Source organism: Paenacidovorax caeni (genome assembly GCF_001298675.1).
GTDB lineage: Bacteria > Pseudomonadota > Gammaproteobacteria > Burkholderiales > Burkholderiaceae_C > Paenacidovorax > Paenacidovorax caeni.
On record NZ_CYIG01000004.1, the window covers coordinates 63,166 to 86,254 of the forward strand.

The 23,089-nt window shown below is 64.8% G+C and carries 25 protein-coding genes and 1 pseudogene; 15 read left to right on the forward strand and 11 right to left on the reverse strand.

Annotated elements, in window-relative coordinates; translation table 11 throughout:
- Positions 1-33: 33 nt before the first annotated feature.
- Both prpC and BN2503_RS02455 read right to left on the reverse strand, forming a co-directional pair.
- On the reverse strand, positions 34-1,218 hold the full coding sequence (gene prpC, locus BN2503_RS02450) for a bifunctional 2-methylcitrate synthase/citrate synthase (protein ID WP_054255053.1): 1,185 nt from the start codon (positions 1,216-1,218) through the stop codon (positions 34-36).
- On the reverse strand, positions 1,215-1,613 hold the full coding sequence (locus tag BN2503_RS02455) for an acyl-CoA thioesterase (RefSeq protein WP_054255054.1): 399 nt from the start codon (positions 1,611-1,613) through the stop codon (positions 1,215-1,217). The genes prpC and BN2503_RS02455 overlap by 4 nt, the downstream gene beginning before the upstream one ends.
- A 126-nt stretch (positions 1,614-1,739) precedes the next feature.
- Here BN2503_RS02455 and BN2503_RS02460 point away from each other — a divergent pair, with 126 nt between their 5' ends.
- Positions 1,740-3,182, forward strand: a complete 1,443-nt coding sequence (locus BN2503_RS02460) for a short-chain fatty acyl-CoA regulator family protein (RefSeq protein ID WP_054255055.1) — start codon at positions 1,740-1,742, stop codon at positions 3,180-3,182.
- Between the two features lie 162 nt (positions 3,183-3,344).
- On the opposite strand, the gene BN2503_RS02465 is transcribed toward BN2503_RS02460, so the two are convergent.
- Positions 3,345-4,034, reverse strand: a complete 690-nt coding sequence (locus BN2503_RS02465; RefSeq protein ID WP_054255056.1) for a glutathione S-transferase family protein — start codon at positions 4,032-4,034, stop codon at positions 3,345-3,347.
- 233 nt (positions 4,035-4,267) lie between these two features.
- On the opposite strand from BN2503_RS02465, the gene BN2503_RS19905 reads away from it, so the two are divergent.
- The 6 genes from BN2503_RS19905 to BN2503_RS02490 all read left to right on the forward strand — a co-directional run bounded on the left by BN2503_RS19905 (position 4,268) and on the right by BN2503_RS02490 (position 10,019).
- Positions 4,268-4,729: a hypothetical protein gene (locus BN2503_RS19905; protein ID WP_139235374.1), complete on the forward strand. Its 462-nt coding sequence runs from the start codon at positions 4,268-4,270 to the stop codon at positions 4,727-4,729.
- A 13-nt stretch (positions 4,730-4,742) separates the two neighbouring features.
- On the forward strand, positions 4,743-6,287 hold the full coding sequence (locus BN2503_RS02475; protein WP_054255058.1) for a cryptochrome/deoxyribodipyrimidine photo-lyase family protein: 1,545 nt from the start codon (positions 4,743-4,745) through the stop codon (positions 6,285-6,287).
- Positions 6,288-6,542: 255 nt separating this feature from the next.
- Positions 6,543-6,710, forward strand: a complete 168-nt coding sequence (locus BN2503_RS19230; protein WP_074930143.1) for a DUF2256 domain-containing protein — start codon at positions 6,543-6,545, stop codon at positions 6,708-6,710.
- Between the two features lie 95 nt (positions 6,711-6,805).
- Complete coding sequence (locus BN2503_RS02480; RefSeq protein WP_054255059.1) at positions 6,806-8,362, forward strand: cryptochrome/photolyase family protein; 1,557 nt, start codon at positions 6,806-6,808, stop codon at positions 8,360-8,362.
- 24 nt (positions 8,363-8,386) lie between these two features.
- A complete protein-coding gene (locus BN2503_RS02485; RefSeq protein ID WP_054255060.1) occupies positions 8,387-9,085 on the forward strand; it encodes an SDR family NAD(P)-dependent oxidoreductase in 699 nt (232 codons plus the stop codon).
- A gap of 31 nt (positions 9,086-9,116) precedes the next feature.
- Entirely contained in the window at positions 9,117-10,019 is a 903-nt protein-coding gene (locus tag BN2503_RS02490) for a TIGR01777 family oxidoreductase (protein WP_054255061.1), read from the forward strand.
- Between the two features lie 186 nt (positions 10,020-10,205).
- On the opposite strand, the gene BN2503_RS02495 is transcribed toward BN2503_RS02490, so the two are convergent.
- Positions 10,206-11,162, reverse strand: coding sequence for an asparaginase (locus tag BN2503_RS02495; RefSeq protein WP_054255062.1), 957 nt, complete (start codon positions 11,160-11,162; stop codon positions 10,206-10,208).
- A gap of 85 nt (positions 11,163-11,247) precedes the next feature.
- Between BN2503_RS02495 and lexA the strand changes: the two genes are divergently transcribed.
- The 3 genes from lexA to BN2503_RS02510 all read left to right on the forward strand — a co-directional run bounded on the left by lexA (position 11,248) and on the right by BN2503_RS02510 (position 13,361).
- Positions 11,248-11,922: a transcriptional repressor LexA gene (lexA, locus tag BN2503_RS02500; RefSeq protein WP_054255063.1), complete on the forward strand. Its 675-nt coding sequence runs from the start codon at positions 11,248-11,250 to the stop codon at positions 11,920-11,922.
- Positions 11,923-12,046: 124 nt separating this feature from the next.
- Positions 12,047-12,253, forward strand: coding sequence for a hypothetical protein (locus tag BN2503_RS02505; protein ID WP_054255064.1), 207 nt, complete (start codon positions 12,047-12,049; stop codon positions 12,251-12,253).
- 100 nt (positions 12,254-12,353) lie between these two features.
- A complete protein-coding gene (locus BN2503_RS02510) occupies positions 12,354-13,361 on the forward strand; it encodes a D-2-hydroxyacid dehydrogenase family protein (RefSeq protein ID WP_054255065.1) in 1,008 nt (335 codons plus the stop codon).
- Positions 13,362-13,377: 16 nt separating this feature from the next.
- Here BN2503_RS02510 and BN2503_RS20810 read toward each other — a convergent pair whose 3' ends face one another.
- The 3 genes from BN2503_RS20810 to BN2503_RS02525 all read right to left on the reverse strand — a co-directional run bounded on the left by BN2503_RS20810 (position 13,378) and on the right by BN2503_RS02525 (position 15,832).
- On the reverse strand, positions 13,378-13,590 hold the full coding sequence (locus BN2503_RS20810) for a hypothetical protein (RefSeq protein ID WP_233494990.1): 213 nt from the start codon (positions 13,588-13,590) through the stop codon (positions 13,378-13,380).
- A gap of 293 nt (positions 13,591-13,883) precedes the next feature.
- Complete coding sequence (locus BN2503_RS02520; protein ID WP_054255067.1) at positions 13,884-14,318, reverse strand: DNA polymerase III subunit chi; 435 nt, start codon at positions 14,316-14,318, stop codon at positions 13,884-13,886.
- Positions 14,319-14,329: 11 nt separating this feature from the next.
- Positions 14,330-15,832 (reverse strand): leucyl aminopeptidase, encoded by a 1,503-nt coding sequence (locus BN2503_RS02525; RefSeq protein ID WP_054255068.1) that lies wholly within the window; start codon positions 15,830-15,832, stop codon positions 14,330-14,332.
- Between the two features lie 44 nt (positions 15,833-15,876).
- Here BN2503_RS02525 and lptF point away from each other — a divergent pair, with 44 nt between their 5' ends.
- The 5 genes from lptF to BN2503_RS02550 are packed head-to-tail and all read left to right on the forward strand — an operon-like array spanning position 15,877 to position 20,586.
- On the forward strand, positions 15,877-16,980 hold the full coding sequence (lptF, locus tag BN2503_RS02530) for an LPS export ABC transporter permease LptF (protein WP_054255069.1): 1,104 nt from the start codon (positions 15,877-15,879) through the stop codon (positions 16,978-16,980).
- Positions 16,977-18,086 carry an LPS export ABC transporter permease LptG gene (gene lptG, locus BN2503_RS02535; protein WP_054255070.1) on the forward strand — a complete coding sequence of 370 codons (1,110 nt, stop codon included), beginning with the start codon at positions 16,977-16,979 and terminating at the stop codon, positions 18,084-18,086. The genes lptF and lptG overlap by 4 nt, the downstream gene beginning before the upstream one ends.
- Positions 18,083-18,454, forward strand: a complete 372-nt coding sequence (locus BN2503_RS02540) for a sirohydrochlorin chelatase (protein WP_054255071.1) — start codon at positions 18,083-18,085, stop codon at positions 18,452-18,454. Before lptG ends, BN2503_RS02540 begins: the two co-directional genes overlap by 4 nt.
- Positions 18,455-18,496: 42 nt before the next feature.
- Positions 18,497-19,438: a CysB family HTH-type transcriptional regulator gene (locus BN2503_RS02545; protein ID WP_054255072.1), complete on the forward strand. Its 942-nt coding sequence runs from the start codon at positions 18,497-18,499 to the stop codon at positions 19,436-19,438.
- A complete protein-coding gene (locus BN2503_RS02550) occupies positions 19,435-20,586 on the forward strand; it encodes a pyridoxal phosphate-dependent aminotransferase (RefSeq protein ID WP_054255073.1) in 1,152 nt (383 codons plus the stop codon). The genes BN2503_RS02545 and BN2503_RS02550 overlap by 4 nt, the downstream gene beginning before the upstream one ends.
- A 274-nt stretch (positions 20,587-20,860) precedes the next feature.
- Here BN2503_RS02550 and rbp read toward each other — a convergent pair.
- The 4 genes and pseudogenes from rbp to BN2503_RS02570 all read right to left on the reverse strand — a co-directional run.
- Positions 20,861-21,163 (reverse strand): annotated as a pseudogene (gene rbp, locus BN2503_RS02555) (RNA-binding regulator); the annotation flags it as partial.
- 72 nt (positions 21,164-21,235) lie between these two features.
- Complete coding sequence (infA, locus tag BN2503_RS02560) at positions 21,236-21,496, reverse strand: translation initiation factor IF-1 (protein WP_054255075.1); 261 nt, start codon at positions 21,494-21,496, stop codon at positions 21,236-21,238.
- 30 nt (positions 21,497-21,526) lie between these two features.
- A complete protein-coding gene (locus BN2503_RS02565) occupies positions 21,527-21,742 on the reverse strand; it encodes a hypothetical protein (RefSeq protein ID WP_054255076.1) in 216 nt (71 codons plus the stop codon).
- Positions 21,743-22,164: 422 nt separating this feature from the next.
- Positions 22,165-23,076 (reverse strand): pseudouridine synthase, encoded by a 912-nt coding sequence (locus BN2503_RS02570; RefSeq protein WP_054255077.1) that lies wholly within the window; start codon positions 23,074-23,076, stop codon positions 22,165-22,167.
- Between the last annotated feature and the right edge of the window lie 13 nt (positions 23,077-23,089).

The window sequence follows — 23,089 nt, forward strand, 5'->3', positions numbered from 1 at the left end:
ACCCATCAAGCGCAAGCAGCTATGGTTTTTTCTTCAACGGCGCTCTTCGATCGGCACAAACTGCTGGTCTTGCGGGCCGGTGTAGTTGGCGCTGGGGCGGATGATTTTGTTGTCCTGGCGCTGCTCGATCACGTGCGCGGCCCATCCGCTGGTGCGGGCGATGACGAACAGCGGCGTGAACATGGCGGTGGGCACCTGCATCATGTGGTAGCTCACGGCGCTGAACCAGTCGAGGTTGGGGAACATGTTTTTCACCTCCCACATCACCTGCTCCAGCCGCTCGGCAATGTCGTACATCTTGGTGCTGCCTGCCGCATCCGACAGGCGCTTGGCCACGCCCTTGATGATGACGTTGCGCGGGTCGCTCACGGTGTAGACCGGGTGGCCAAAGCCAATCACCACCTCCTTGGCCTCCACGCGGCGGCGTATGTCGGCCTCGGCTTCGGCTGGGGTGTCGTAGCGCTTTTGAATTTCAAAGGCCACCTCGTTGGCGCCGCCATGCTTGGGGCCGCGCAGCGCGCCAATCGCGCCCGAGATGCTCGAATACATGTCGCTGCCCGTGCCGGCGATGACGCGCGCGGTGAAGGTGCTGGCGTTGAATTCGTGCTCGGCGTACAGGTTGAGCGAGGTGTGCATGGCACGCACCCAGTGCGCGGGCGGCTTTTCGCCATGCAGCAGGTGCAAAAAGTGGCCGCCAATCGAGTCGTCCTCCGTCTCCACCTCGATGCGGCGGCCCGAATTGCTGAAGTGGTACCAGTACAGCAGCATGCTGCCCAGGCTGGCCATCAGGCGGTCGGCAATGTCGCGCGCGCCGGGCAGGTTGTGGTCGTCCTTCTCGGGCAGCGCGCAGCCCAGCGCCGAAACGCCGGTGCGCATCACATCCATCGGGTGGCTGGCGGCGGGCAGTTGCTCCAGCGCCGCTTTCACGCTGCCGGGCAGGCCGCGCAGGGCCTTGAGCTTGGCCTTGTAGGCCTTGAGTTCGGCGCGCGTGGGCAGCTTGCCGTGCACCAGCAGGTGGGCGATTTCCTCGAACTCGCACACCTCGGCAATGTCGAGGATGTCGTAGCCGCGGTAGTGCAGGTCATTGCCCGTGCGGCCCACGGTACACAGGGCGGTGTTGCCCGCCGTAACGCCCGAGAGGGCGACGGATTTCTTCACGGGCTTGGAGGCGGCGGGCTGGGCCGGTGCGGCCACGGCGTCAACGGTTGCGGTGCTCATGGGAGTGTCTCCTGGTTGCGGTAAGAACATGCGATGGCGACGGGACGGCCGGCGGCATCTACCGCCACCATCTCGAACACCCCTTTCAACACCTCCTCGGGCGGCACGCCCGGCTGGTCGGCCAGCCCCGTCACGCACACGGTCATGGAGCTGCGGCCCACGCGGCTGACCCAGCCGCGCAGGGTGAGCTGGCTGCCGACCGGCACGGGTGCGAGGAAATCCACGCCCGTCACACCGGCCATCACCACCTCACGCTGCACCAGGCCGCGCGCGGCCAGAAAAGCCGCTTGCGCCATCAGCTGCAGGCCCTGCCCGGCAAACAAGGTGCCGTGGTGGTTGGCCCGCACCGGCAGCACCAGTTCGCGCGTCTCTACGGTTCCTGGGGGTGTTGTCATGCTTCGCAATTTACGCAGAATAGAGCCCCAGGAACAGGGCTGAAAAGGCGAAATCTTGCGAAACAAAACCACGCGAATTGCGAATCTTGCGAATACCACCACCATCCCAACCCAAGGGAGCGCTGCATGAAAAAGACCTTCATGGGCGTCAAGCTGCGCAAGCTGCGCGCCGAGCGCGGCCTGTCGCAAATCGCGCTGGCGCAAGCCCTGGGCCTTTCGCCCAGTTACCTGAACCAGATCGAGCAAAACCAGCGCCCGCTCACCGTGCAGGTGCTGCTCAAGCTGCACCGCGCGCTGGGCGTGGATATCCAGCAGTTCTCCGAAGACGAAGAAGCGCGCCTGATCGCCGGCCTGCGCGAAGCCCTGGCCGATGCTGCAGAACCCGTGGCCGTGCCCGAGCTGCAGGAGGTGGCAGCGCAGATGCCGGCGCTGGGCCGCGCCGTCATTGCCCTGCACCGGCGCGCGCTGGAGGCGCAGGAGCGCCTGGAGACCCTGGCGCTGCACCTGGGCGACGGCCGCTCCGACCTCGTGGGCAGCATGGCCCCCGCGCGGGCGATGCCGTTCGAGGTGGTGCGCGATTTCTTCTTCGCGCACCAAAACCACTTTGACGCAGTAGACCGCGCCGCAGAAGCGCTGGCACAAGACGCCCCGCGCGTGCACGGCGGGCGCCTGGGCGAATGGCTGGCGCAGCGCCTGCAGCAGCGCCACGGCGTGCGCGTGGTGTTGACCAGCGACGGCCCGGGCACGGAAGCCGCCGAGGGCAGCAAGCGCCGCTTCGACCCCGGCCAGCGCACCCTGCAGCTGGCAGCCACGCTGGAGCCCGCGCAGCAGGCTTTTCAACTGGCCACGCAGCTGGCGCTGCTGGAGGTGGCCGACACCATCGACCAGCTCACCGACGCCCCGCCCTTCACGCACGACCCCGCTTCGCGCAAGCTCGCCCGCGTGGGCTTGGCCAACTACTTCGCCGGGGCGCTGCTGCTGCCCTACGGCGAGTTCCTGGAAGCGGCCGAGGCCCTGCGCTACGACATCGACCTGCTGGAGCAGCGCTTCGGCGTGGGCTTCGAGACCGTGTGCCACCGCCTGAGCACCCTGCAGCGCCTGGGGGCGCCCGGCGTGCCGTTCTTCTTCATCCGCGTAGACCGCGCGGGCAACATCAGCAAGCGCCAGTCGGCCACGCACTTCCATTTCAGCCGCACGGGCGGCACCTGCCCGCTGTGGAACGTGTACGAAGCCTTCGGCCAGCCCGAGCGGGTGCTACGCCAGCTCGCCAGCATGCCCGACGGGCGTAAATACCTGTGGATCGCGCGCACCGTGAGCGGCGGCCGGCGCGGCTACGGCGCACCGCGCAAGACCTTCTCAGTGGGCCTGGGCTGCGACATCCGCCACGCCCCGCGCCTGGTCTACGCCAAGGGCCTGGACCTGAACGACCCCGGAGCCGCCACCCCCATCGGCATGGGCTGCAAGGTGTGCGAACGCGACGCCTGCCCGCAGCGGGCGTTTCCGTACATCGGGAGGGGGTTGGAAGTGGATGAGAACCAGAGCCGTTTTGCGCCGTATGGGGCGGTGTAGAACGTATTCATGGTCTCTTTCCATCGTGCCCGCAATCCATGCGCGCACCGCAAGCCATGCGGGCGCCGTGGCAAGGTTTTGTGGCCGCCTCGCACATCCGAAGCAGCGTGCCCGGGGCCTTGGCAGGTGGCTCTTGGCGGTCGGGGCGAACCAGGGCGGCCGTCAGGCTTGCATCACGACCGGCCCACCTTTTTCTAGCGCACGCCGGTAAGCGGGGCGGGCCTGAATGCGTTGGCGGTAGGCAGCCAGGTGGGGCCAAGCGGCAGCATCAGCGCCACGCGCAAGCACGGCTTCGACCGCAAAGCTCATCTGGAAGTCGGCCATGGTCAGGTGCTCGCCCGCAAACCAGCGGTGCTGGGCCAGGTGCGTCTCCATAAACGCCAGGGCAGTCTGCACGTTGGGGGCAATGAGCTTGCGCTGCACCGTGGCGCACAGGGTACGGGCGATGGGGCGCACGAGGAAGGGCATGGGCTGGCGCGGGATGGTGTCGAACACCAGCTGCATCACCAGCCAGTTCATCAGCGAGCCCTCTGCGTAGTGCATCCAAAAACGGCACTGGCGGTGCGCCTCTGTGCCGCGCGCAGGCTCCAGTTGGGCCAGCTCCGCCGGGGCCTGGGCGCCGTAGCGCTCAACCAGGTACTCGATGATGGCGCCCGACTCGGCGACGACCACATCGCCGTCAGTGATGACCGGCGACTTACCCAGCGGGTGCACCTTCTTGAGCGCCGCTGGCGCCAGCCGCGTGGCAGGGTCACGCCGATAGAGGCAAATCTCGTAAGGCAAGCCCAGTTCTTCAAGCAGCCACAGGATGCGCTGGGAGCGCGAGGTTTCAAGGTGGTGAAGGGTCAGCATGAGATGGCATGGTAGTTGTTACGCCCGCTTCGCGCAGCCAGTGCATCAGCCCCCTATGACGGAGCGCCGTTCGCAGCGATGTACGTCCTGCTGACGGCTTACGACTACGGCCCATGGCGCGGTTTTGCTCTGCAGTGATGGATCGCTCAGCGCGGCGGAGCTATTCAAACATCGCAATGTACTGGACAAGAAGTTTTTTGTCCTAGACAATAAAGCCATACGCCCTATCGCGAATGAACACCCTCAAGCATCCCATTGCCCTGACGCTGCCTGTTTCTAGCAAGACCGGGCTGGCTCACGCTGCCATCAGCGTACGGGGGTGGGGTTACGATGTGCCCATCCCTCTGGACATCACCTTCACTGAGGGTCGTGATAGCGCAGAGCAAGTCCGGAATATTTTGTCCAGGACAATTTGCAAAAATGCTTGTACCAGCGCGGTGGCCAGCGATCTGCCACGCACCATGGGTTCGCGCGATCTGCGCGCCCCTCGGAGGGTTTTCATCTCTCTGATGCTGCGCGCGTATCTGGCTCACATCGCCGCGCACGGCATGGGCGATGCGGCCGCGACCTACACAGTGCAGGCAAACGCACGCCTGCGTGCAGGCCACTGCGGCCACCCGCCCTCCACTGCCCCTTGGCTTAGCGCCTCTGCGCCCATCTGGGTGACGCACGAGCGTCTGGCCTTGGCACCCTGAGCGGCCTATTGCCATGGACTACACCGTCGTATGGTTCAAGCGCGACCTGCGGGTACATGACCATGCGCCGCTGGCCCATGCGGCGGCCCATGGCCCGGTGCTGTGCCTTTACGTGCTGGAGCCCAGCCTGTGGGCGCAGCCGGACAGTGCGCTGCAGCACTACCAATTCCTGCGCGAGAGCCTGCGCGACTTGGCGCAACAGCTGCGCGACTGCGGTGCACGGTTGGAGCTGGCCGTGGGCGAAGTCCCGGAGGTTCTGGCCCGGCTGCACGCGCTGCAACCCTTTGCCCGCTTGGTGTCGCATGAGGAAACCGGCAACGGAGCCACCTATGCCCGCGACCGGGCCGTGGCCCGTTGGTGCCGCCAGCAGGGCGTGGTCTGGCAGGAATGGCCGCAGCATGGTGTGGTACGCCGGCTGCCCTCACGGGCGCACTGGCACCGCCTATGGCAGGCGCATATGCAGGCTCCCAGCCTGCCGGCGCCGGCCAGCCTGCAGCCGGTTTCTTTGCCGTGGCGTGACACATGGCCGACACCCGAGGCGGTGGGGCTGGGGGACGCTCACGACCCGCCCCTGCGCCAGCGCGGCGGGCGCACCCTGGGCCTGCAGGTGCTGCATGATTTTCTGCACGAGCGTGGGGCTTGGTACCGGGGTGGCATTTCGTCGCCGCTGACTGCGCCCACGGCCTGCTCGCGCCTTTCGCCCTATCTGGCGCTGGGCAGCCTGGGCATGCGCGAAGTGGTGCAGGCCACGCAGCGGCAGCAAGTGCTGCTCCAGTCGCAAAACACCCCCCAGGCAGCACGCCTGCGCCAGGGTTTGGCGGCCTTCATGAGTCGCATGCACTGGCACTGCCATTTCATCCAGAAGCTTGAGTCCGAGCCCGCGCTGGAGTGGCGCAACCTGCACCGGTGCTACGACGGCCTGCGCGAAGGCGCCTGGACCCCCGCCCACTTCAACGCACTGCAAACAGGCCAAACCGGCTGGCCCATGGTGGACGCATGCGTGGCCATGCTGCGCGAGACCGGCTGGGTCAACTTCCGCATGCGCGCCATGCTGGTTTCGGTGGCCGCTTACCCACTGTGGCTGCATTGGCGCCCGGTGGGGCTGTGGTTGGCACAGCAGTTTTTGGACTACGAACCCGGCATCCATTGGAGCCAGATGCAAATGCAGGCCGGCACCACGGGCATCAACACCACCCGCGTCTACAACCCCGTCAAGCAGGCGCAGGACCACGACCCCCGCGGCGTGTTTGTGCGCCGGTGGCTGCCTGCGCTGCGGCGCGTGCCGGATGCCTGGATGTTCGAGCCCTGGCGTATGCCACCGGACGTGCAAGCGCGCTGCGGCGTGCGCGTGGGGCAGGACATTGCGGTGCCACTGGTCGATCTGGCCAGCGCCACAAAAGCCGCCAAGGCGCGCGTGCATGCCCTACGTGCCCAGGAGCCCGTGCGTGCGGCCAAAGCGGCAATTGTGGAAAAGCACGGCTCGCGGCGCGGCACCAATCTGCGCAATCGCAACAGCCGCAAAGCACCAGCGCCATTGCAGCGCTGCCTTGATCTTTAGGCCGTAACCCCTCGGGTCTCACCAACTCCAGCGTGCGAAGGCTGCCATTGACGTCATGCAAGTCTGAACTCCATCCCCTCGCCCATTGCTTGATTTCACTATTTTTCGGAGAACGATCATGCTGCGTTGGTTCACGGGACTCTTGGGTGCTTTGCTGCTCGCCTTCACGGCCGGCTGCGGTGCCCGCACCTTGAGCGGGCCGGCAGTGCAAGGCCAACGCGTCGTGCACTGCGCCATATAGCGAGGCATTGCACCATGACTGCACGGCGAAAAGGCGACCTCCCAACAAAGCTCTGCGCTTGCTGCCAGCGCCCCATGGTCTGGCGAAAGAAGTGGGCCAAGGTGTGGCAGGAGGTCAAGTACTGCTCCGAGCGCTGCCGCCGCCACCGCCTCTCAGTGCCATCCCAAGGACAGCAGCCATGAGCAATGACCTGCGTGGCGAGCAGCGCCTTGATCCCGTTAAACGAGCCGTAACTCTCACCAGCGACGGCACCGACCCAAGGGCTACAGAGCACGGCATGAACGCAACCGCCACACCGGCTCCCGTCCACACCCTGCGCCTGGTGCTAGGCGACCAGTTGCACCGCGGCCACAGCTGGTTCACCCAGGTGGATCGGCAGGTGGTCTATGTGCTGATGGAAGTGCGCCAAGAGACGGACTACGTTCTGCACCACGCGCAGAAAATCCTCGTCATCTTTGCGGCCATGCGCGACTTTGCGCGCCAGCTGCGCGCAGCAGGGCACCGTGTGCGCTATGTGGCGCTCGACGATGCCAGCAACCGCCAATCCATAGGCAACAACCTGAGCGCGCTGGCAGCGCACTACGGCGCCCGGCGGGTCGAGTGGCAGCAACCCGACGAATGGCGCCTGGACGCCCAACTACAGGCTTGGGGCGCGGCCCAGGCACTTGAGTGGGCGGTGGTGGATAGCGAGCATTTTTTGACCGCGCGCGGTGAGCTGGCCGCGCTGATGGGCCAGCGCAAGCAATGGCTGATGGAGCACTTCTACCGGCACATGCGCCGCCGCTGGAGGCTGCTGCTAGACGCCAACGGCGCGCCCGCAGGCGGGCAGTGGAACTTTGACCACGACAACCGCAAACGCTGGCCCGGCACCCCACCCGAGCCCGCCGATTGGCGCCCGCAGCACGACCACAGCGCGCTGTGGCGCACGGTGCAGCGATCTGGCGTGCAGAGCTTCGGCAACCCGCAAGCGGCTGACCTGCGCTGGCCACTGAACCGCAGCGAAGCCTTGGCCTGCCTGGAGGCCTTCATCGCCACGGCGCTGCCGCACTTTGGCGACTACGAGGACGCGCTCGCTGCCCAGGCACCGCGCCTGTTCCATTCGCTGCTGTCGTTTGCACTGAATGTGAAGATGCTGCACCCGCTGGAGGTGGTGCAGCGCGCCGAAGCGGCCTGGCGCGCCGGTCAAGCGCCGCTGGCCGCCGTCGAGGGCTTTGTACGCCAGATCGTCGGCTGGCGCGAATATGTGCGCGGCATCTACTGGGCCCACATGCCGGGCTACGCGTCGCGCAACGCACTCCATCAGCACACCCCGCTGCCGCAATGGTTCTGGAGTGGCGACACGCACATGCGCTGCCTGCACCTGGCCATCACGCAATCGCTGCAAACAGCGCACGCCCACCATATCCAGCGGCTCATGGTGATCGGCAATTTCGCGCTGCTCTCCGGGCTGGAGCCGCAGGCGCTGCACCGCTGGTACTTGGGCATCTACATCGACGCCTTCGAGTGGGTGGAGCTCCCCAACACCCTGGGCATGAGCCAGCGAGCGGACGGCGGCCTGATTGCCACCAAGCCCTACGTCAGCAGCGCCGCCTACCTGCAGCGCATGGGCGACTACTGTCAGGGCTGCGCCTACGACCCCAAGCAAAAGACCGGCACGCGCGCTTGCCCCTTCAACGCCCTGTACTGGGACTTCTTTGAACGCCACGCCCCGGTCCTGCAAGGCAACCCGCGCCTGACGCTGGTGTACCGCCAACTACACAAGATGCCCGAGATGCAGCGCGAGGCCCTGCGCGCGCATGCCGACCAGCTGCGTGACAGGCTCGCCACCCTCTAGCCGATGCCTCCGAAAGGACCTTCCATGCAATCGCTCCCTCCCGGCTACCGTGCGCTGGTCCTGGGCGCCTCGGGTGCCCTTGGCAGCGCCCTGGCCGCCCAGCTGCGCGACGACCCACGCTGTGCCACGGTGCTCGCGCTGGGGCGCTCCAGCACGCCAGCGGTGGACTTCAACGCGCCGGCCACCCTTGACGAGGCGGCGCACTCACTGGCCACCCACGGCCCTTGGAATCTGGTTTTAGTTGCCACAGGCATGCTGCACGGTCCCACCGGCATGCCTGAAAAGCGCCTGGCCGGACTGCGTGCCGAGCACATGGCGGCCAGCTTCGCCGTCAACACGATCGGGCCCGCCCTGGCGTTGGCCCACTTCGCCCCCCAACTGGCGCAAGGTGAGCGCAGCGTGGTCGCGGTACTTTCGGCCAAGGTTGGGAGCATTGGCGACAACCACCTGGGCGGTTGGTACAGCTACCGCGCCTCCAAGGCAGCGCTGAACATGGTGGTAAAGACCGCGGCCATCGAACTGGCCCGCACCCACCCACAGGCGGTGGTCGCAGCACTGCACCCAGGCACGGTGGATTCGGCCCTGTCAGCCCCATTTCGCGGTACAAAGATCTGGCGACCTGCCCGCGACGCTGCGCACGATCTCTTGGCGGTCATCGATGGCCTGCAGCCTCAAGACAGCGGCGGCTTCTGGGCCTACGACGGCCAGCGCTTGCCTTGGTAGCCCACGTAGCAACCTCAGAAAGGAACACCCCATGCGCATTCTGCTTACCGGCGGCACCGGCCTGATCGGCCAGGCTCTGTGCCGGCACTGGCAAAGCCAGGGCCACGAACTGTGGGTCTGGAGCCGCGATCCCCAGAACGTACCCGCCCTCTGTAGCGGCGCCCAAGGCATTGCACAGCTGCAAGCGCTTGATGGAGGCGCGCCGCTGGACGCCGTGGTCAACCTTGCGGGCGCGCCAATTGCCGATCGCCCCTGGACCGAAGCGCGGCGGAGCCTGCTGTGGCGCAGCCGTGTCGATTTGACACGCACCCTCGTCGACTGGATGGGCCGGCAACCCACGCCACCGCGCGTGCTGCTGTCGGGCTCTGCGGTGGGATGGTACGGCGACGGAGGCGAGCAATGGCTGGCCGAAGACAGCGCGCCGGGCAACGCCGATTTCGGCAGCCGCCTGTGCGTGGCCTGGGAGCAAGAGGCCGAGCGCGCGCGCCAGTGGGGCGTGCGCGTAGCGCTGCTGCGCACCGCACCGGTGCTGGCTCCGAAAGGGGGCATGCTGGCGCGGCTGTTGCCGCCCTTCCGGATGGGCTTGGGCGGGCGCCTGGGTAGTGGCCAGCAGTGGATGCCCTGGATTCATCTGGACGACCAAGTGGCCCTCATCGACCACCTGCTGCAGCACGACGCATGCAGCGGGCCCTACAACGCCTGCGCACCTGAAGTGGTACGCAACGCCGACTTCACCCAAACCCTGGCCCGCACGCTGCATCGCCCCGCTGTGTTGCCCGCGCCGACCTGGATCCTGCGCTTGGCACTGGGTGAGATGTCGGTGCTGCTGCTCGGCGGACAGCGGCTGGTGCCGCGCCGCACGCAAGAAACGGGGTTCACCTGGCGCTACCCGCAGCTATCCGTGGCGCTGGCGCATTTGCTGCAAAAACCATAGCTGACGAAGCTATGACGGGTTGGCGGCCAGAAGATCGCCCTGCAAACGAAAACGCGCGCCCAACTGGCAGGTGTAAAGGCAGTCCGCCATTAGCAACGCAGGCCTCTTTCGCTCACTATTTGATAGCTATTTGCACTTTACAGCAAAGGGCCAGGAGCGTTATTTACCAAAACCCCTCTGCCACCCTCAAGGCTGTCGCTGCAGCAACTCCAGTTGCAGCGCCACGCGCGCTTTCACGGGGCTCAGGCCCCCGGCATCGGGAAATCGACTGTCCGAGCGCGGCAGCACCCGGCCCAGCGGGCAGCGCGAGGCCACACGCACGGACACGCCCGCCGCCTGTGCACGCGCGAGCGCGGCCTGCAGCGCACGGTGTAGCGTGCCATTGCCCGTGGCCGCGACCACAATGCCCTGGGTACCGCTTGCGACCAGAGCATCGACGATGGCGCCATCCGCACCGGCATGGCTGAACACAATGTCCACACGTGGCCAGTCGCGCTCCAACGCTACGTTTTCAATAGCTGCTAGCGCATTTTGGGAAAGGGCTGGAGGCATATTTCTTGCCCAGCGCACGGCACCCTCCTCGATCCAGCCCAACGGCCCCGCATCACCCGAGTCGAAAGCGTCCACGCGGTACGGATGCACCTTCTGGACCTCGCGCGCACCGTGTACCGTGCCGGCGGCCACCACCAGCACGCCCTGCAAGCCCGGCTCCGCCGCCACGACCACCGCATCGCGCAAGTTTTGCGGTCCGTCCGGCGCCAGTGCTGTCGCGGGGCGCATGGCGCAGGTCAGCACCACGGGTTTGCACGCGGCCAGCACGCTGTGCAGGAACCAGGCAGTTTCCTCCAGCGTATCCGTGCCGTGGGTGATGACGATGCCACGCACCTGCGCATCCGCCAACAGCACGGCGCAGCGCGCCGCCAGCGCGCGCCATATGCCAACGTCCATGTCCTTGCTGTCGATTTGCGCCACCTGTTCGGCCTGCAGCGGTCCACACGCCGCCTGCGCCAGGCCAGGCACGGCGTCGAGCAGTGCCTGCACGCTGAGCTGGGCCGCCTGGTAGCCCACGTTGTCGCCAGCCTGCGCGGCCGTCCCCGCGATGGTTCCGCCTGTACCCAGCACCACGATGTTGTTGGCCCGCACTTGCCACCCCTAAAAAACTGGTTAAAAATACAGTTACTGGATTTAAATCCATATCCCATTTCATCGTACAGCAAGGGAACCCGCCATGTTTGACCACCCCAAGCTCACCGCCCGCCAGCAACAGATTCTGGATCTGATCCAGACGGCCATCGCCCGCACCGGTGCCCCGCCGACACGGGCCGAGATCGCGGCCGAGCTGGGCTACAAGTCGGCCAACGCCGCCGAGGAACATCTGCAGGCGCTGGCCCGCAAGGGCGTTATTGAGCTGGTTAGCGGTACGTCGCGCGGCATCCGTCTGTGCAGTGACACCGTGCGCAACATCAACGCCGCGCGCGGCACCCAGTTCAGCCTGCCGATTCCGGGCATCACTCAGCTCGTGCTGCCCCTGGTAGGCCGCGTGGCTGCAGGCTCGCCCATCCTGGCGCAAGAGCATGTTGACCAAACCTACTGCGTGGAAGGCAGCCTGTTCCAGCACAAGCCCGACTACCTGCTCAAAGTGCGCGGCATGTCGATGCGCGACGCCGGCATCATGGACGGCGACCTGCTGGCCGTGCAAACCACACGCGAGGCGCGCAACGGCCAGATCATCGTCGCCCGCCTCGGCGACGACGTGACGGTCAAGCGCCTGCGCCGCACAACTGCAGGTATTGAGCTGCTGCCGGAGAACCCCGACTACCCCGTGATCACGGTGCAGCCCGGCGAGCCCTTCGAGATCGAGGGACTTGCCGTCGGCCTGATCCGCAACACCATGCTGATGTAGCCCCCACGCCGCGCGCTATCCAGGTGGCGGGCGTTTGGCGGGCATGGCTCCGCCAACCCTGGGTGGCACGCTCCCCTCGCAATCCTGCCTGTGTTCACCCCTTTTTCCTGATTGGAGTTTTCACATGTCGATTGCCTTGTCCTCGATTCGGGCGGCCGCTGCTCCCACCCTGCCGCCCTGGCGCGCCCCCACCCAGGGTGCACGCACCGTGCGCGTAGTGCGCGTACTCGACAGCAACATGCCAGGCTGCGCGGGGCGCCTCGTCATCTCCGGACGCATGGCCGATGTATGCGCCGAACTCGAACGCATGGTGCGCCGCGAGCAGCGTTGAACTGCGCACGGCCCACAACACGGAGGCCATTCCCGGCATGCCCCACTGACTTACCTGCTGTTGCAACGCCCACGGCGTAGCGCCGAGGCACAATGGCGGGATGAACATCGTGATTCTTGACGACTACCAAGATGCAGTACGGAAACTGCACTGTGCATCCCGGCTCGACGCCTACGCTGCCAAGGTCTACACGAACACGGTGAAGGGTCTCGGACAACTCGCGGTGCGCCTGCGCGATGCTGACATCATCGTACTGATCCGCGAACGCACCCATATCACACGGCAACTCGTCGAAAAGCTGCCACGACTCAAGCTAATCGCCCAAACAGGGCGCATTGGAGCGCACATCGACGTCGCCGCCTGCACTGAACGCGGTATCGCAGTGGCCGAGGGCGTCGGCTCGCCCGTTGCACCGGCGGAGTTGACCTGGGCGCTGATCATGGCTGCCATGCGCCGCCTGCCGCAGTACATCGCCAATCTCAAGCATGGCGCCTGGCAGCAGGCTGGCATGCGTGCGGCCTCCATGCCACCTAACTTCGGCTTGGGCAACGTGCTGCGCGGCAAAACCCTCGGTATCTGGGGCTATGGGCGCATCGGCCAGATCGTGGCCGGGTATGGGCGGGCCTTTGGCATGAATGTGCGCGTCTGGGGCCGAGAGGCTTCACGTGCCCAGGCCCTGACCGATGGCTACCAAGTGGCCAGCACGCGCGAGGACTTTTTTGCCCAGTGCGACGTGCTCTCGCTGCACGTGCGTCTCTCGGAAGAAACCCAGGGAATGGTCACGCTGCAGGATCTGTCGCTGATGAAACCCACAGCGCTCCTGGTCAACACCTCACGCGCCGAGCTGATTGAGCCCGACGCTCTGATCGCAGCCCTCAACCGGGGCCGCCCGGGCATGGCGGCGGTGGATGTGTTCGAAAGCGAGCCCATCCTGCAAGGCCACGCCCTGCTACGGCTGGAAAACTGCATCTGCACGCCGCACATTGGCTACGTGGAGCAGGACAGCTACGAGCTGTATTTCGGCTCGGCCTTCGACAACGTGGTCAACTACATTCGCGGCACACCAACGAACATCGTCAACCCCGGAGCGCTCCAGGTGCGCCGTTGACGCGCTAGGCCGCCGCTCAGCGCGGCGCCTCAAGCTCCTGCGCCACGGCTTCGTACACAGCGTGGCGCACGACAGACTCCACCTCCTCGCGCAGGCGCGGCACCATGGATCGTGTCTGCTCCTGCACCACCGTGGCGATAGCCTCACGCAGGCGCAGGTCGAGCTCCACGTCAACGCGCTGCATCACCCGGTGCACCAGGTGCTCCTCAAAGGCCTCGGGCAGTTGCAAGGCGGCCCCTTGCGCTGACGGACCCGCCTGCACCTTCGGTAAACCAGGCTCTACACCAGGCGCCATAGAGACGGAGGGCAGACAAACCGGCGCGGCAGACATGACCGAAGCGGCGACAGCTTGTACAGGAGCATCCATGCCGACGGCGGGTACCTGCGTACGCTCGAAGAATGCGGAACCCGCCGCACGATGTGCTGTCTCGGGCGACGCAGAAGGGACCACCGCCCCTTCCACCACCTCGGTCAGGGTGGGAACGAAACGCGGTGGAGTCCGAGGTGGCTGTGCCATGGTGTTCAGGAATCTTTGAGAACAAGGTCGTGGCGCACGATAGCGTGTCCCTGGGCCTGGTACTGCCGCCAGCGCTGACGCGCCATCCCCCTGTCGGCTTCGTCGTGCGCGCTGACCACTTCCACGACCCGTGCAAAGCCCTCGAAACCCTCGGGCACCTGGGCACCTAGATTGAGCAGCACGTCCTGGTGTGGCGCACCTTGCGTGCCCTGCGCCAGCACGACCGGCGAGGCGCTCCATAGCTCGGCATCACAGCCCTGCAGTGCATGAGCCACGAAGTCATGGGGGGCCATGTTCCACAGCATCGCGTCCAGCGGCTGGAGCACTTCAGGCGGCCCGACAATCACCAGCCGCGCATCGCTGCGCAGCGCCTTGCGCGCAAAGCGGCAGGCATAGGCCAACTTGTCGGGCGCGTTGAAGTGAAAGGCGACTTCAGGCATTGGTGGGTGTACTAGCTGGCTGCCGGCTTGCGCTGCCTGCTTTTTGCAGGTGTCGCAGTGGCCACTTTGCCCTCACGCTCCAGCAGGTAATGCACCAGCAGGGACACCGGGCGGCCCGTGCCCCCCTTGGCCGCACCACTCTTCCATGCAGTACCAGCGATATCCAGGTGCGCCCATGGCACGTCACCCACGAAACGCTGCAGAAACTTCGCCGCGGTCACCGCACCAGCTGCGCGGCCAGCGACATTGGCTACATCGGCGAAGCTGCTCTTGAGGCCTTCGGCATAGTCATCGTCCAGTGGCATGCGCCAGCATGGGTCAAGCGCCGCTTCGCCCGCTGCATACAAAGCGGCGCCAAGGGCTTCATCATTGGCGAACAAGCCGCTGCGCACGCCGCCCAACGCTATCACGCATGCACCGGTCAGGGTGGCGATGTCAATCAGCGCAGCCGGCTTGAAGCGCGCTGCATAGGCCAGCGCGTCGCACAGCACCAAGCGTCCCTCGGCGTCGGTATTGAGAATTTCAATGGTCTGTCCATGCAGGCTGGTCACCACGTCGCTCGGCTTGAGCGCACGGCCATCGGGCAAGTTCTCGCAGGCCGGGATCAGCCCCACCACGTTGATTGCGGGCTGGAGCTCACCCAGGGCACGGAACACGCCCAACACGCTGGCAGCGCCCCCCATGTCGAACTTCATCTCGTCCATCTCAGCGGCCGGCTTGAGTGAAATGCCGCCAGCGTCAAACGTGATGCCCTTACCCACCAAGACCACGGGTGCATCGGACTTGGCGCCACCCTGGTAGCGCAGCTCAATGAAGCGCAGCGGCTCATGCGAGCCACGTGCCACCGCCATGAAGGCACCCATGCCCAGCTTTTCCACCTCAGCGGGGCCAAGCACTTTGCACTGCACCTTGGGCAGATCGGCAAGCGCCTGCGCCGCCTGCGCCAGCAGCGTGGGGGTAGCATGGTTCGCCGGCCGGTTGGCCCATTCACGCGCCAGCCCTACCCCGGCCGCTAGCGCCTTACCGCGTGCGAAGGCAGCCTGGGCCGCCTGCACGGCCTTTTTGTCGCCAACAGCCAGCGTCACGCGCGCCAGGGCAAACGCCTTGGCTTGGGGCTTGGTGGCGGTGTAAACATACGTAGCCTCGCCTACGGCCTGCACTGCTGCTGCCACGGCATCGATCCGGGCTGCACCAGCAAAGCAGACAACAGCCTCCTGCACACCGGCACCCTTGAACGCACTGGCACATGCCACAACGGCTTTGTGCACCTGCTTGGCCGTGCCGCCGCCCACACCTGCCAGCACCACGCGCCGCGCCGCTACGGCCGGCAATTGGTAGAGCTCCAGGGTCTTACCAGGCTGGGCCTCGAAGTCCTTGGCTTTGAGCGCACGCGCCACCACGGCCGCCAGAGGATCGCTGCCGGCATCGAAACCTTCAGCCACCAGCAGTACGAGCAGGTCGCACTTCTCGGTGGCAGCTTCGGACAGCCCCAGGGCCTTCAATTCAAAGTTCATAATCAGCGTTTTCCTTCAAGAGCCCGCCGGGCAGGCTCTCACCGATGTTATTCGATTCATCCATCCGCAAGGAGTTGGCCCGCAGTTTCGGCGCGACGCTGGTGGTGCTGGTCACCGTGGTCATGACCATGATGCTGATCCGCACCCTGGGCCAGGCCTCGCGCGGCAACGTCAACCCGTCCGACGTGGTGCTCATCATGGGCTTCACGGTAGTCGGTCAGTTGCCCACTATCCTGAGTCTGAGCCTGTTCATCGCCATCGTCGGCTCGCTCTCGCGCATGTACCGTGACAGCGAAATGGTCATCTGGTTCGCCAGTGGGCGCGGCTTGGCCAGCCTGCTGCGCCCTTTGCTGCGCTTTGCCTGGCCGGTGATGCTGGTTATCGGCGTACTGGCACTGGGCGTATGGCCCTGGGCCAACCAGCAGATTCAGGCACTCAAGACGCAATACGAGCAGCGCAGCGACGTGGACCGCATCGCCCCAGGCCAGTTTCAAGAGTCGGCCAACGGCACTCGTGTGTTCTTCATTGACAAGGACAGCCCGGACGAGCGCTCTGCCAGCAACGTGTTCATCGCTGCTTCGGATCCCGGCAAAGAGTCCGTCACCTCAGCGCGCAGTGCCCGCGTGGAAATCCAGGCCGGCGAACGTGTGGCCTACCTGTTCCATGGCGCGCGCATGGAAACCACACAGGACACGCCAGGGCTGCGCCTGAGTGAATTTGAGGAGTACAGCACCCGCGTAGGCAAGGCCTCGCAAGCCACAGAAGGCGAGCTCGCCGCCAAGGCGCGCCCCACGCTGGCATTACTGCAAAGCCCTGACCCGGAACACTTGGCCGAGCTGGGCTGGCGCCTGGGGCTGGCGCTGGGCTCCTTTAACTTCGTGTTGCTTGGCCTGACGGTTGCCAGCGTCAACCCGCGCGCTGGACGCAGTAGTAGCCTGGTTTTCGCGCTCTTCTCCTTCATCGTGTACTATAACTTGATGACTTTGGGCCAAAGCTGGATCGCCATGGGCCGCATTGGTCTGCTGCCCTTCATGGCGCTGCTGCACGGCGGAGTGCTGGTTGGCACGCTGGGCGCTTTGGCCGTGCGCCACAACCGCTGGTCGCCTCGCATGCTGTGGGCACGCCCCGGTATCCGGGAGGCCGAATGAAGATTCTGCGCCGCCTGATCTACCGCGAGGCCTCGCTTGCGGTGGCCTACGTTACGGTGGCCTTCCTGGCGCTCTTCTTTTTCTTCGACATGATCGATGAGCTGCGCTGGGTCAGTCGCGAGCCTGGGGGCTACCAACTCTCGCACGCGCTGCTGACCGTCGTGCTGCGCCTGCCTAATTACTTGTACGAGCTGCTACCCATCACCGTACTGATCGGCACCATCTACGTGATGGCCAGCTTGGCACAAACCTCGGAGTTCACCATCATGCGCACCAGCGGCATGGGGCCAGGACGCGCGCTTCGCACGCTGCTGGTGCTCGGCTGCGCCTTCGTGGCACTGACCTTCGCCATGGGCGACTATGTGGCACCCATGGCTGACCGCGCCGGGCAGATGCTCAAGGCACGCTACCTGGGGCAGCTGACCACAGGCGCCACCGGGGGCTGGCTCAAGGAACGCACGGACGATGGCCATTCCCTGGCCGTGAACGTGCGCGCGCTCGGTCCCGACGGACAGATGATCGGAGTCCGCATCTTCGACTTCGACGAGCAGGGGCGATTGAGCGCTCAGATTCAGGCCGCCTCAGCCCTGGTCGCTGAGGACGGAAACGGCTGGGTTTTAACCGATGCCCAGCAGCGCCGCTTCGTGCTGCATGGGGCAGATCAAGCCCATGTGGAGCAAGCCAACGCCGCTCGCATGCCTTGGCCCACGGGCATCACTGCGGAAATGGTCTCTGCAGCGCTGCTCAAGCCCGAGCGCATGCCCACAATCGAGCTGTTCCAGTACACCCGCCACCTCCAAGCCAACGGCCAGTCCGCGCAAAAGTACGAGATCGAATTCTGGCGCAAGGTTTTCTACCCGCTGAGCTGTCTGGTCATGGTCGTGCTGGCACTGCCATTCGCCTATCTGCACTTCCGCTCAGGCGGCCTCGCCGCCTACGTGTTCGGCGGGGTGATGGCGGGCATCAGCTTCTTCTTGCTCAACATTGTGTTCGGCTATGCCGGCACCCTGCAAAACTGGTCGCCCTGGCTCACGGCCGCTGCCCCGGGGCTTATCTACACCGCAGCTTCGCTGGCCGCTTTTGGCTGGCTGGTACTCAGACGATGACGCGCCCCGGTATTGTCCTATTTGCCCATGGCTCACGCGACCCTTTGTGGCGCGCGCCCATCGAGGCCGTACATGCACATATTGCCGAGCATCAGCCCGAACTGCTTGTGCGCTGCGCGTACTTGGAGCTGTGTACACCCGACCTGCCGCAGGCCTGCGCCGAACTGATGGCGTTGGGCGTCGACCACATCACCGTGGTGCCCATGTTCCTGGGCACTGGCCGCCATGCCCGTACCGACCTGCCCGAGCTCGTGCGGGCGCTGCAGCTTAACCACCCCGGCGTAGTCTTCGTGGTGCAAAGCCCCGTGGGTGAAGACCCGCGCATGACAGCCCTTATGGCCCACATTGCCACAGAAACATCTTTATAAAGCATGCAGCATAATGATGCGACTTTTTAGCCGCATTCAAGCATGAACCTGCATCAGTTCCGTTTCGTTCAGGAAGCTGCGCGCCGTAACCTGAACCTGACCGAAGCCGCCAAAGCGCTGCATACCTCCCAGCCAGGGGTGTCCAAGGCCATCATTGAGCTAGAGGACGAACTTGGCGTGGACATCTTCGCGCGCCACGGCAAGCGGCTCAAGCGGATTACCGAGCCCGGCCAGCACGTGCTGAAAAGCATCGAGCTCATCATGCGCGAGGTTGGCAACCTCAAGCGTATCGGCGAGCAATACAGCGCACAGGATAGCGGCACCCTCTCCATCGCCACCACGCACACGCAAGCACGCTACGTACTGCCCCCCCCCGTGGCCCGGCTGCGCGAGGCGTACCCCAAAGTCACCATCAGCCTGCACCAAGCCACGCCGCACGAGGTGGCACGCATGGTGATCGACGAAGTCGCCGAAATCGGCATGGCCACAGAATCGTTGGCCGAGTACCCCGACCTCGTCACCCTGCCCTGCTACGAATGGCAGCACGTATTGGTGATACCCACCAACCACCCGCTGGCCCAGAAGGAGCGGGTGGGCCTTGAGGACATCGCACACGAGGCCCTGATCACTTACCACCCGACATTCACCGGGCGCAGCAAGATTGACCAAGCCTTCGCCGCGCGCAAATTGCAGCCGCGCATCGTGCTTGAAGCGATCGACTCCGACGTCATCAAGACCTACGTGCGCCTTGGCTTAGGGATAGGCATCGTCGCTGAAATGGCCATGCGCGACGACCCGCTGGGCGACCTTGTGGTGCGTCCCGTGGGCCACCTGTTCGGCCAAAGCGTGGCGCGCGTGGCTTTCAAACGCGGCGCATACCTGCGCAACTTCGTCTACAAGTTCGCCGAGCTGCTGAGCGACCGCCTGAGCCGCGAGCTGATCGCCCGCGCGATGACCGGGCATGTGAACGATTACGAGCTATGAGCACCCCCGTCTTCCCCAGCCGCCTGCCCCAGGTGGGCACCACCATCTTCAGCACCATGTCCGCGCTGGCAACCGAGCATGGCGCCGTTAACCTGGGCCAAGGCTTCCCCGACTTTGACTGTGACCCTGCATTGGTCAATGCCGTGACACGCGCCATGCAGTCCGGCCACAACCAATACCCGCCGATGCCCGGTGTGCCCGCGCTGCGCCAGGCAGTTGCTGCAAAAATAGAAGCATTACACGCACGCCAGTATTGCGCAAACAGCGAAATTACCATCACCGCTGGTGCCACCCAGGCGATCCTGACAGCCATCCTGGCTTGCGTGCAGCCCGGTGACGAGGTCATTGTGCTGGAGCCCTGCTACGACAGTTACGTGCCCAATATCGAGTTGGCGGGCGGCGTGGTCGTCCGCGTACCGCTGACCCCCGGCAGCTTCCGCCCCGACTTCGGCAAGATCGCCGCAGCACTCACGCCGCGCACGCGTCTCATCATCGTCAACACACCGCACAACCCCAGCGCCACCGTGTGGACCGAAGCCGACATGCGCACGCTGGAAGAGCTGCTGGCGCCCACCAATGTGCTGCTGATCTCCGATGAGGTGTACGAGCACATGGTCTTCGACGGCGCCATACACCAGAGCGCTGCACGCTTTCCCGGCCTGGCCGAGCGGGCTTTCATCGTCTCCAGCTTCGGTAAAACCTTCCACGTCACAGGCTGGAAAGTGGGTACCGTGGCTGCGCCTGTGCCGCTCACGGCCGAGTTTCGCAAGGTGCACCAGTTCAACGTGTTCACGGTGAACACCCCTGTGCAGTACGGGCTGGCCGGATACCTGCGCGACCCAGCACCTTACCTGCAACTCCCCGCCTTCTACCAGGCCAAACGCGACCTGTTCCGCCAGGGGCTCGAAGGCTCGCGCCTGAGGCTGCTGCCCAGCACAGGCAGCTACTTCCAGTGCGTGGACATTTCGGCTGTGAGCAACCTCAGTGAATCCGACTTCTGCCAATGGCTAACGCGTGAGATCGGTGTGGCGGCTATTCCACTATCGGCCTTCTACGGCGACAGTTTCGACCAACGCGTGGTGCGCTTTTGCTTCGCCAAGAAGGACGAAACGCTGCGTACGGCGCTGCAGCGGCTGCGCCGGCTGTAGGGCAGGCGGCTCTCAACGCCTCACACACCGCGTTTTCAAAGACCTTCTCTGCCAACGCGGACCGGCGTTGAATCCGGAAAGAAAAACACCCCGGTAACTTACGTCACAGGGGTGCTTGAATCGAAAGCTGGGATGAAGATAAGCATCCCATGCATCACCAATGAAATGACTTGGCGTGGTGCGATTCGGACCAGGCGTCCCTCCCTACGGGTTTACGGGATTGGCCTTGAGCCCTTGCGCATTGCAGCGCGAACGCTGCAAAAAGCTGTCAGTAACGGCTACCGCGGTAGCCGCCACGATCGCCGCCGCCACCGAAACTGGGACGGGCTTCCATGGGACGGGCAATATTCACCGTCATGGCGCGTCCCTCAACGGAACGGCCATTCAGGCCATTGATGGCATCCTGCGCCTCAGTGTCGCTGCCCATTTCCACAAAACCGAAGCCCTTGGAGCGACCTGTTTCGCGCTCCATCATCACCTTGGCGGAAGTCACGGAACCGAATTGGGAGAACTGCTGGATCAGCGATTCATCGCGCATGGAATAGGCCAAATTACCTACGTACAGGCGGTTGTTCATATCAAAATCTTTCTTGAAAAAAGGAAGGAATGGCTACATCAGCGCATTCCTGAGAAGGAATAAAAGTGCGGATCAATGGCGCCGACGCGCGGTAGGCGCGGTGCGCGTGCGGTTTTCGATATGCCTGAATGTCACCCGGCCCTTATTGAGGTCATAGGGGGACATCTCCAGGGTCACCAAATCGCCAGCCAGGATGCGGATGCGGAACTTGCGCATCTTGCCGCCGGTGTAGGCGATAAGCTGGTGGCCGTTGTCAAGCGTCACCCGGTAACGAGCATCAGGCAGGACTTCATCCACCTTGCCCTGCATTTCAATCAATTCTTCTTTGGCCACAGTGCACCTCGGGTCAATGGCGTGAGCAAATCAGCTCAACTGGTTTTGCAGCACCATGCTGCGCCCTTGCGCCAAGGCGTACTGGGCGGCCTGCGCATGGCAGGCGAAGGCGGGGATGAAGCGGAAGATCCGGTCATACACCCCCCGGCGTATGGAAACCGAGGCGGTAACACCCGCATCGGTGGTTCTGGTCAGCGGTGTAACGACGTAGTTGCCCACGCGCTCCGCATTTTGTTTTTCGAGCATTACAAACAGACGGGGATGTGCCAAGGAAGGCGGCCATCCAGGAATCAGAAAAGGGAGAGAAAAACCTGCTGCGCAGTGGCACAGGAGAGGCGGGGCAGATCCCGAAAAAGGGTAAGGATCTGCAATGGGCTTGCCGCATCGAAGGGTGACAGCCGAGGGACTTCGCAAGAAGTGGATCAGCCTGAGTGCCGTCAGACAGGCGCTACCGAAGCAAGCGATGGGCAGCGCGTAATGCGATTATGACCCACAGAAAGAAAAAAAGCAAAATTTATTCTTGAAGTGCATATTCAGGACCATGTTCCGCCTTACGCCAGTAGCAAGGTAGAGAGGCCATACAGCATCGCAGCGAGGCGCAGCAGAGGCGACCTTGCAGGTTTTTTTTGGCAGCCGTTGGCCAGGAATCACCCTAGGCCTGGTAGCCCCTACCGCAGCGCCCTGAGTCCCAACCCACTCTCAAACCACCGCGCTTCGCCCGTCACCGGATCAACAAACTCCAGACGTCGCGCCAGCAATTGCAGGGGATTGGAATAGTCGCCTTCGGGCGGGTCATTCACCTCGGGGTAGAACGCATCCCCGCGCAGGGGCAGGCCCAGCGCGCACATGTGCACGCGCAGCTGGTGGCGCTTGCCAGTGATGGGCTCTAGCCGGTAGCGCGCCCAGGGCGCGGCCACCTCCAGCAGGTCGATGCGCGTATGGGCATTCGGCTCGCCGGGCACTTCATGCATACGGAAGAACTGCGGGCTTTCCTCGATGCGGCTGATGCGCTCGCACGGGAACGCGAGCTCCGGCCGCCACGGCGCGACGGCCTCGTACACCTTGCGCACGCTGCGCTCACGGAACAGCGCCTGGTAGCGCCCGCGCGTGGCGCGCTGCACCGAGAACAGCACCAGCCCGGCGGTGTCGCGGTCGATGCGGTGGATCGGCGACAGCTCGGGCAAGCCAAGCTTGCGCTTGAGCCGCACCAGCAGCGTGTGTTGCAGGTAGGCCCCGGTAGGCACGACAGGCAGAAAGTGCGGCTTGTCCGCGACCACCAGGTGTTCGTCCTGAAACAGCACGGTTTCCTCGAACGGAATAGCGGCCTCGTGCGCTAGCGCACGGTAGTAATACAGGCGCAAGCCAGGCACGGCAGGCCGCTCTGGCGTGACGCGCTGGCCATGCTCGTCCACCACGTCGCCCGCGGCCATGCGGCGCACCCAATCGTCACGAGTCACGGCAGGCAGGCGCTGGGCCAGGAAGTCGAGCATGCTGCCCTGCAGCCGCGAAGGCAGCACCACGCAGCTTGGGCTTACGCCGTCGCGGAGGGGCAAAACGCGGGGATCGTGCGGGTTGTGCATGGCATCAATGGTT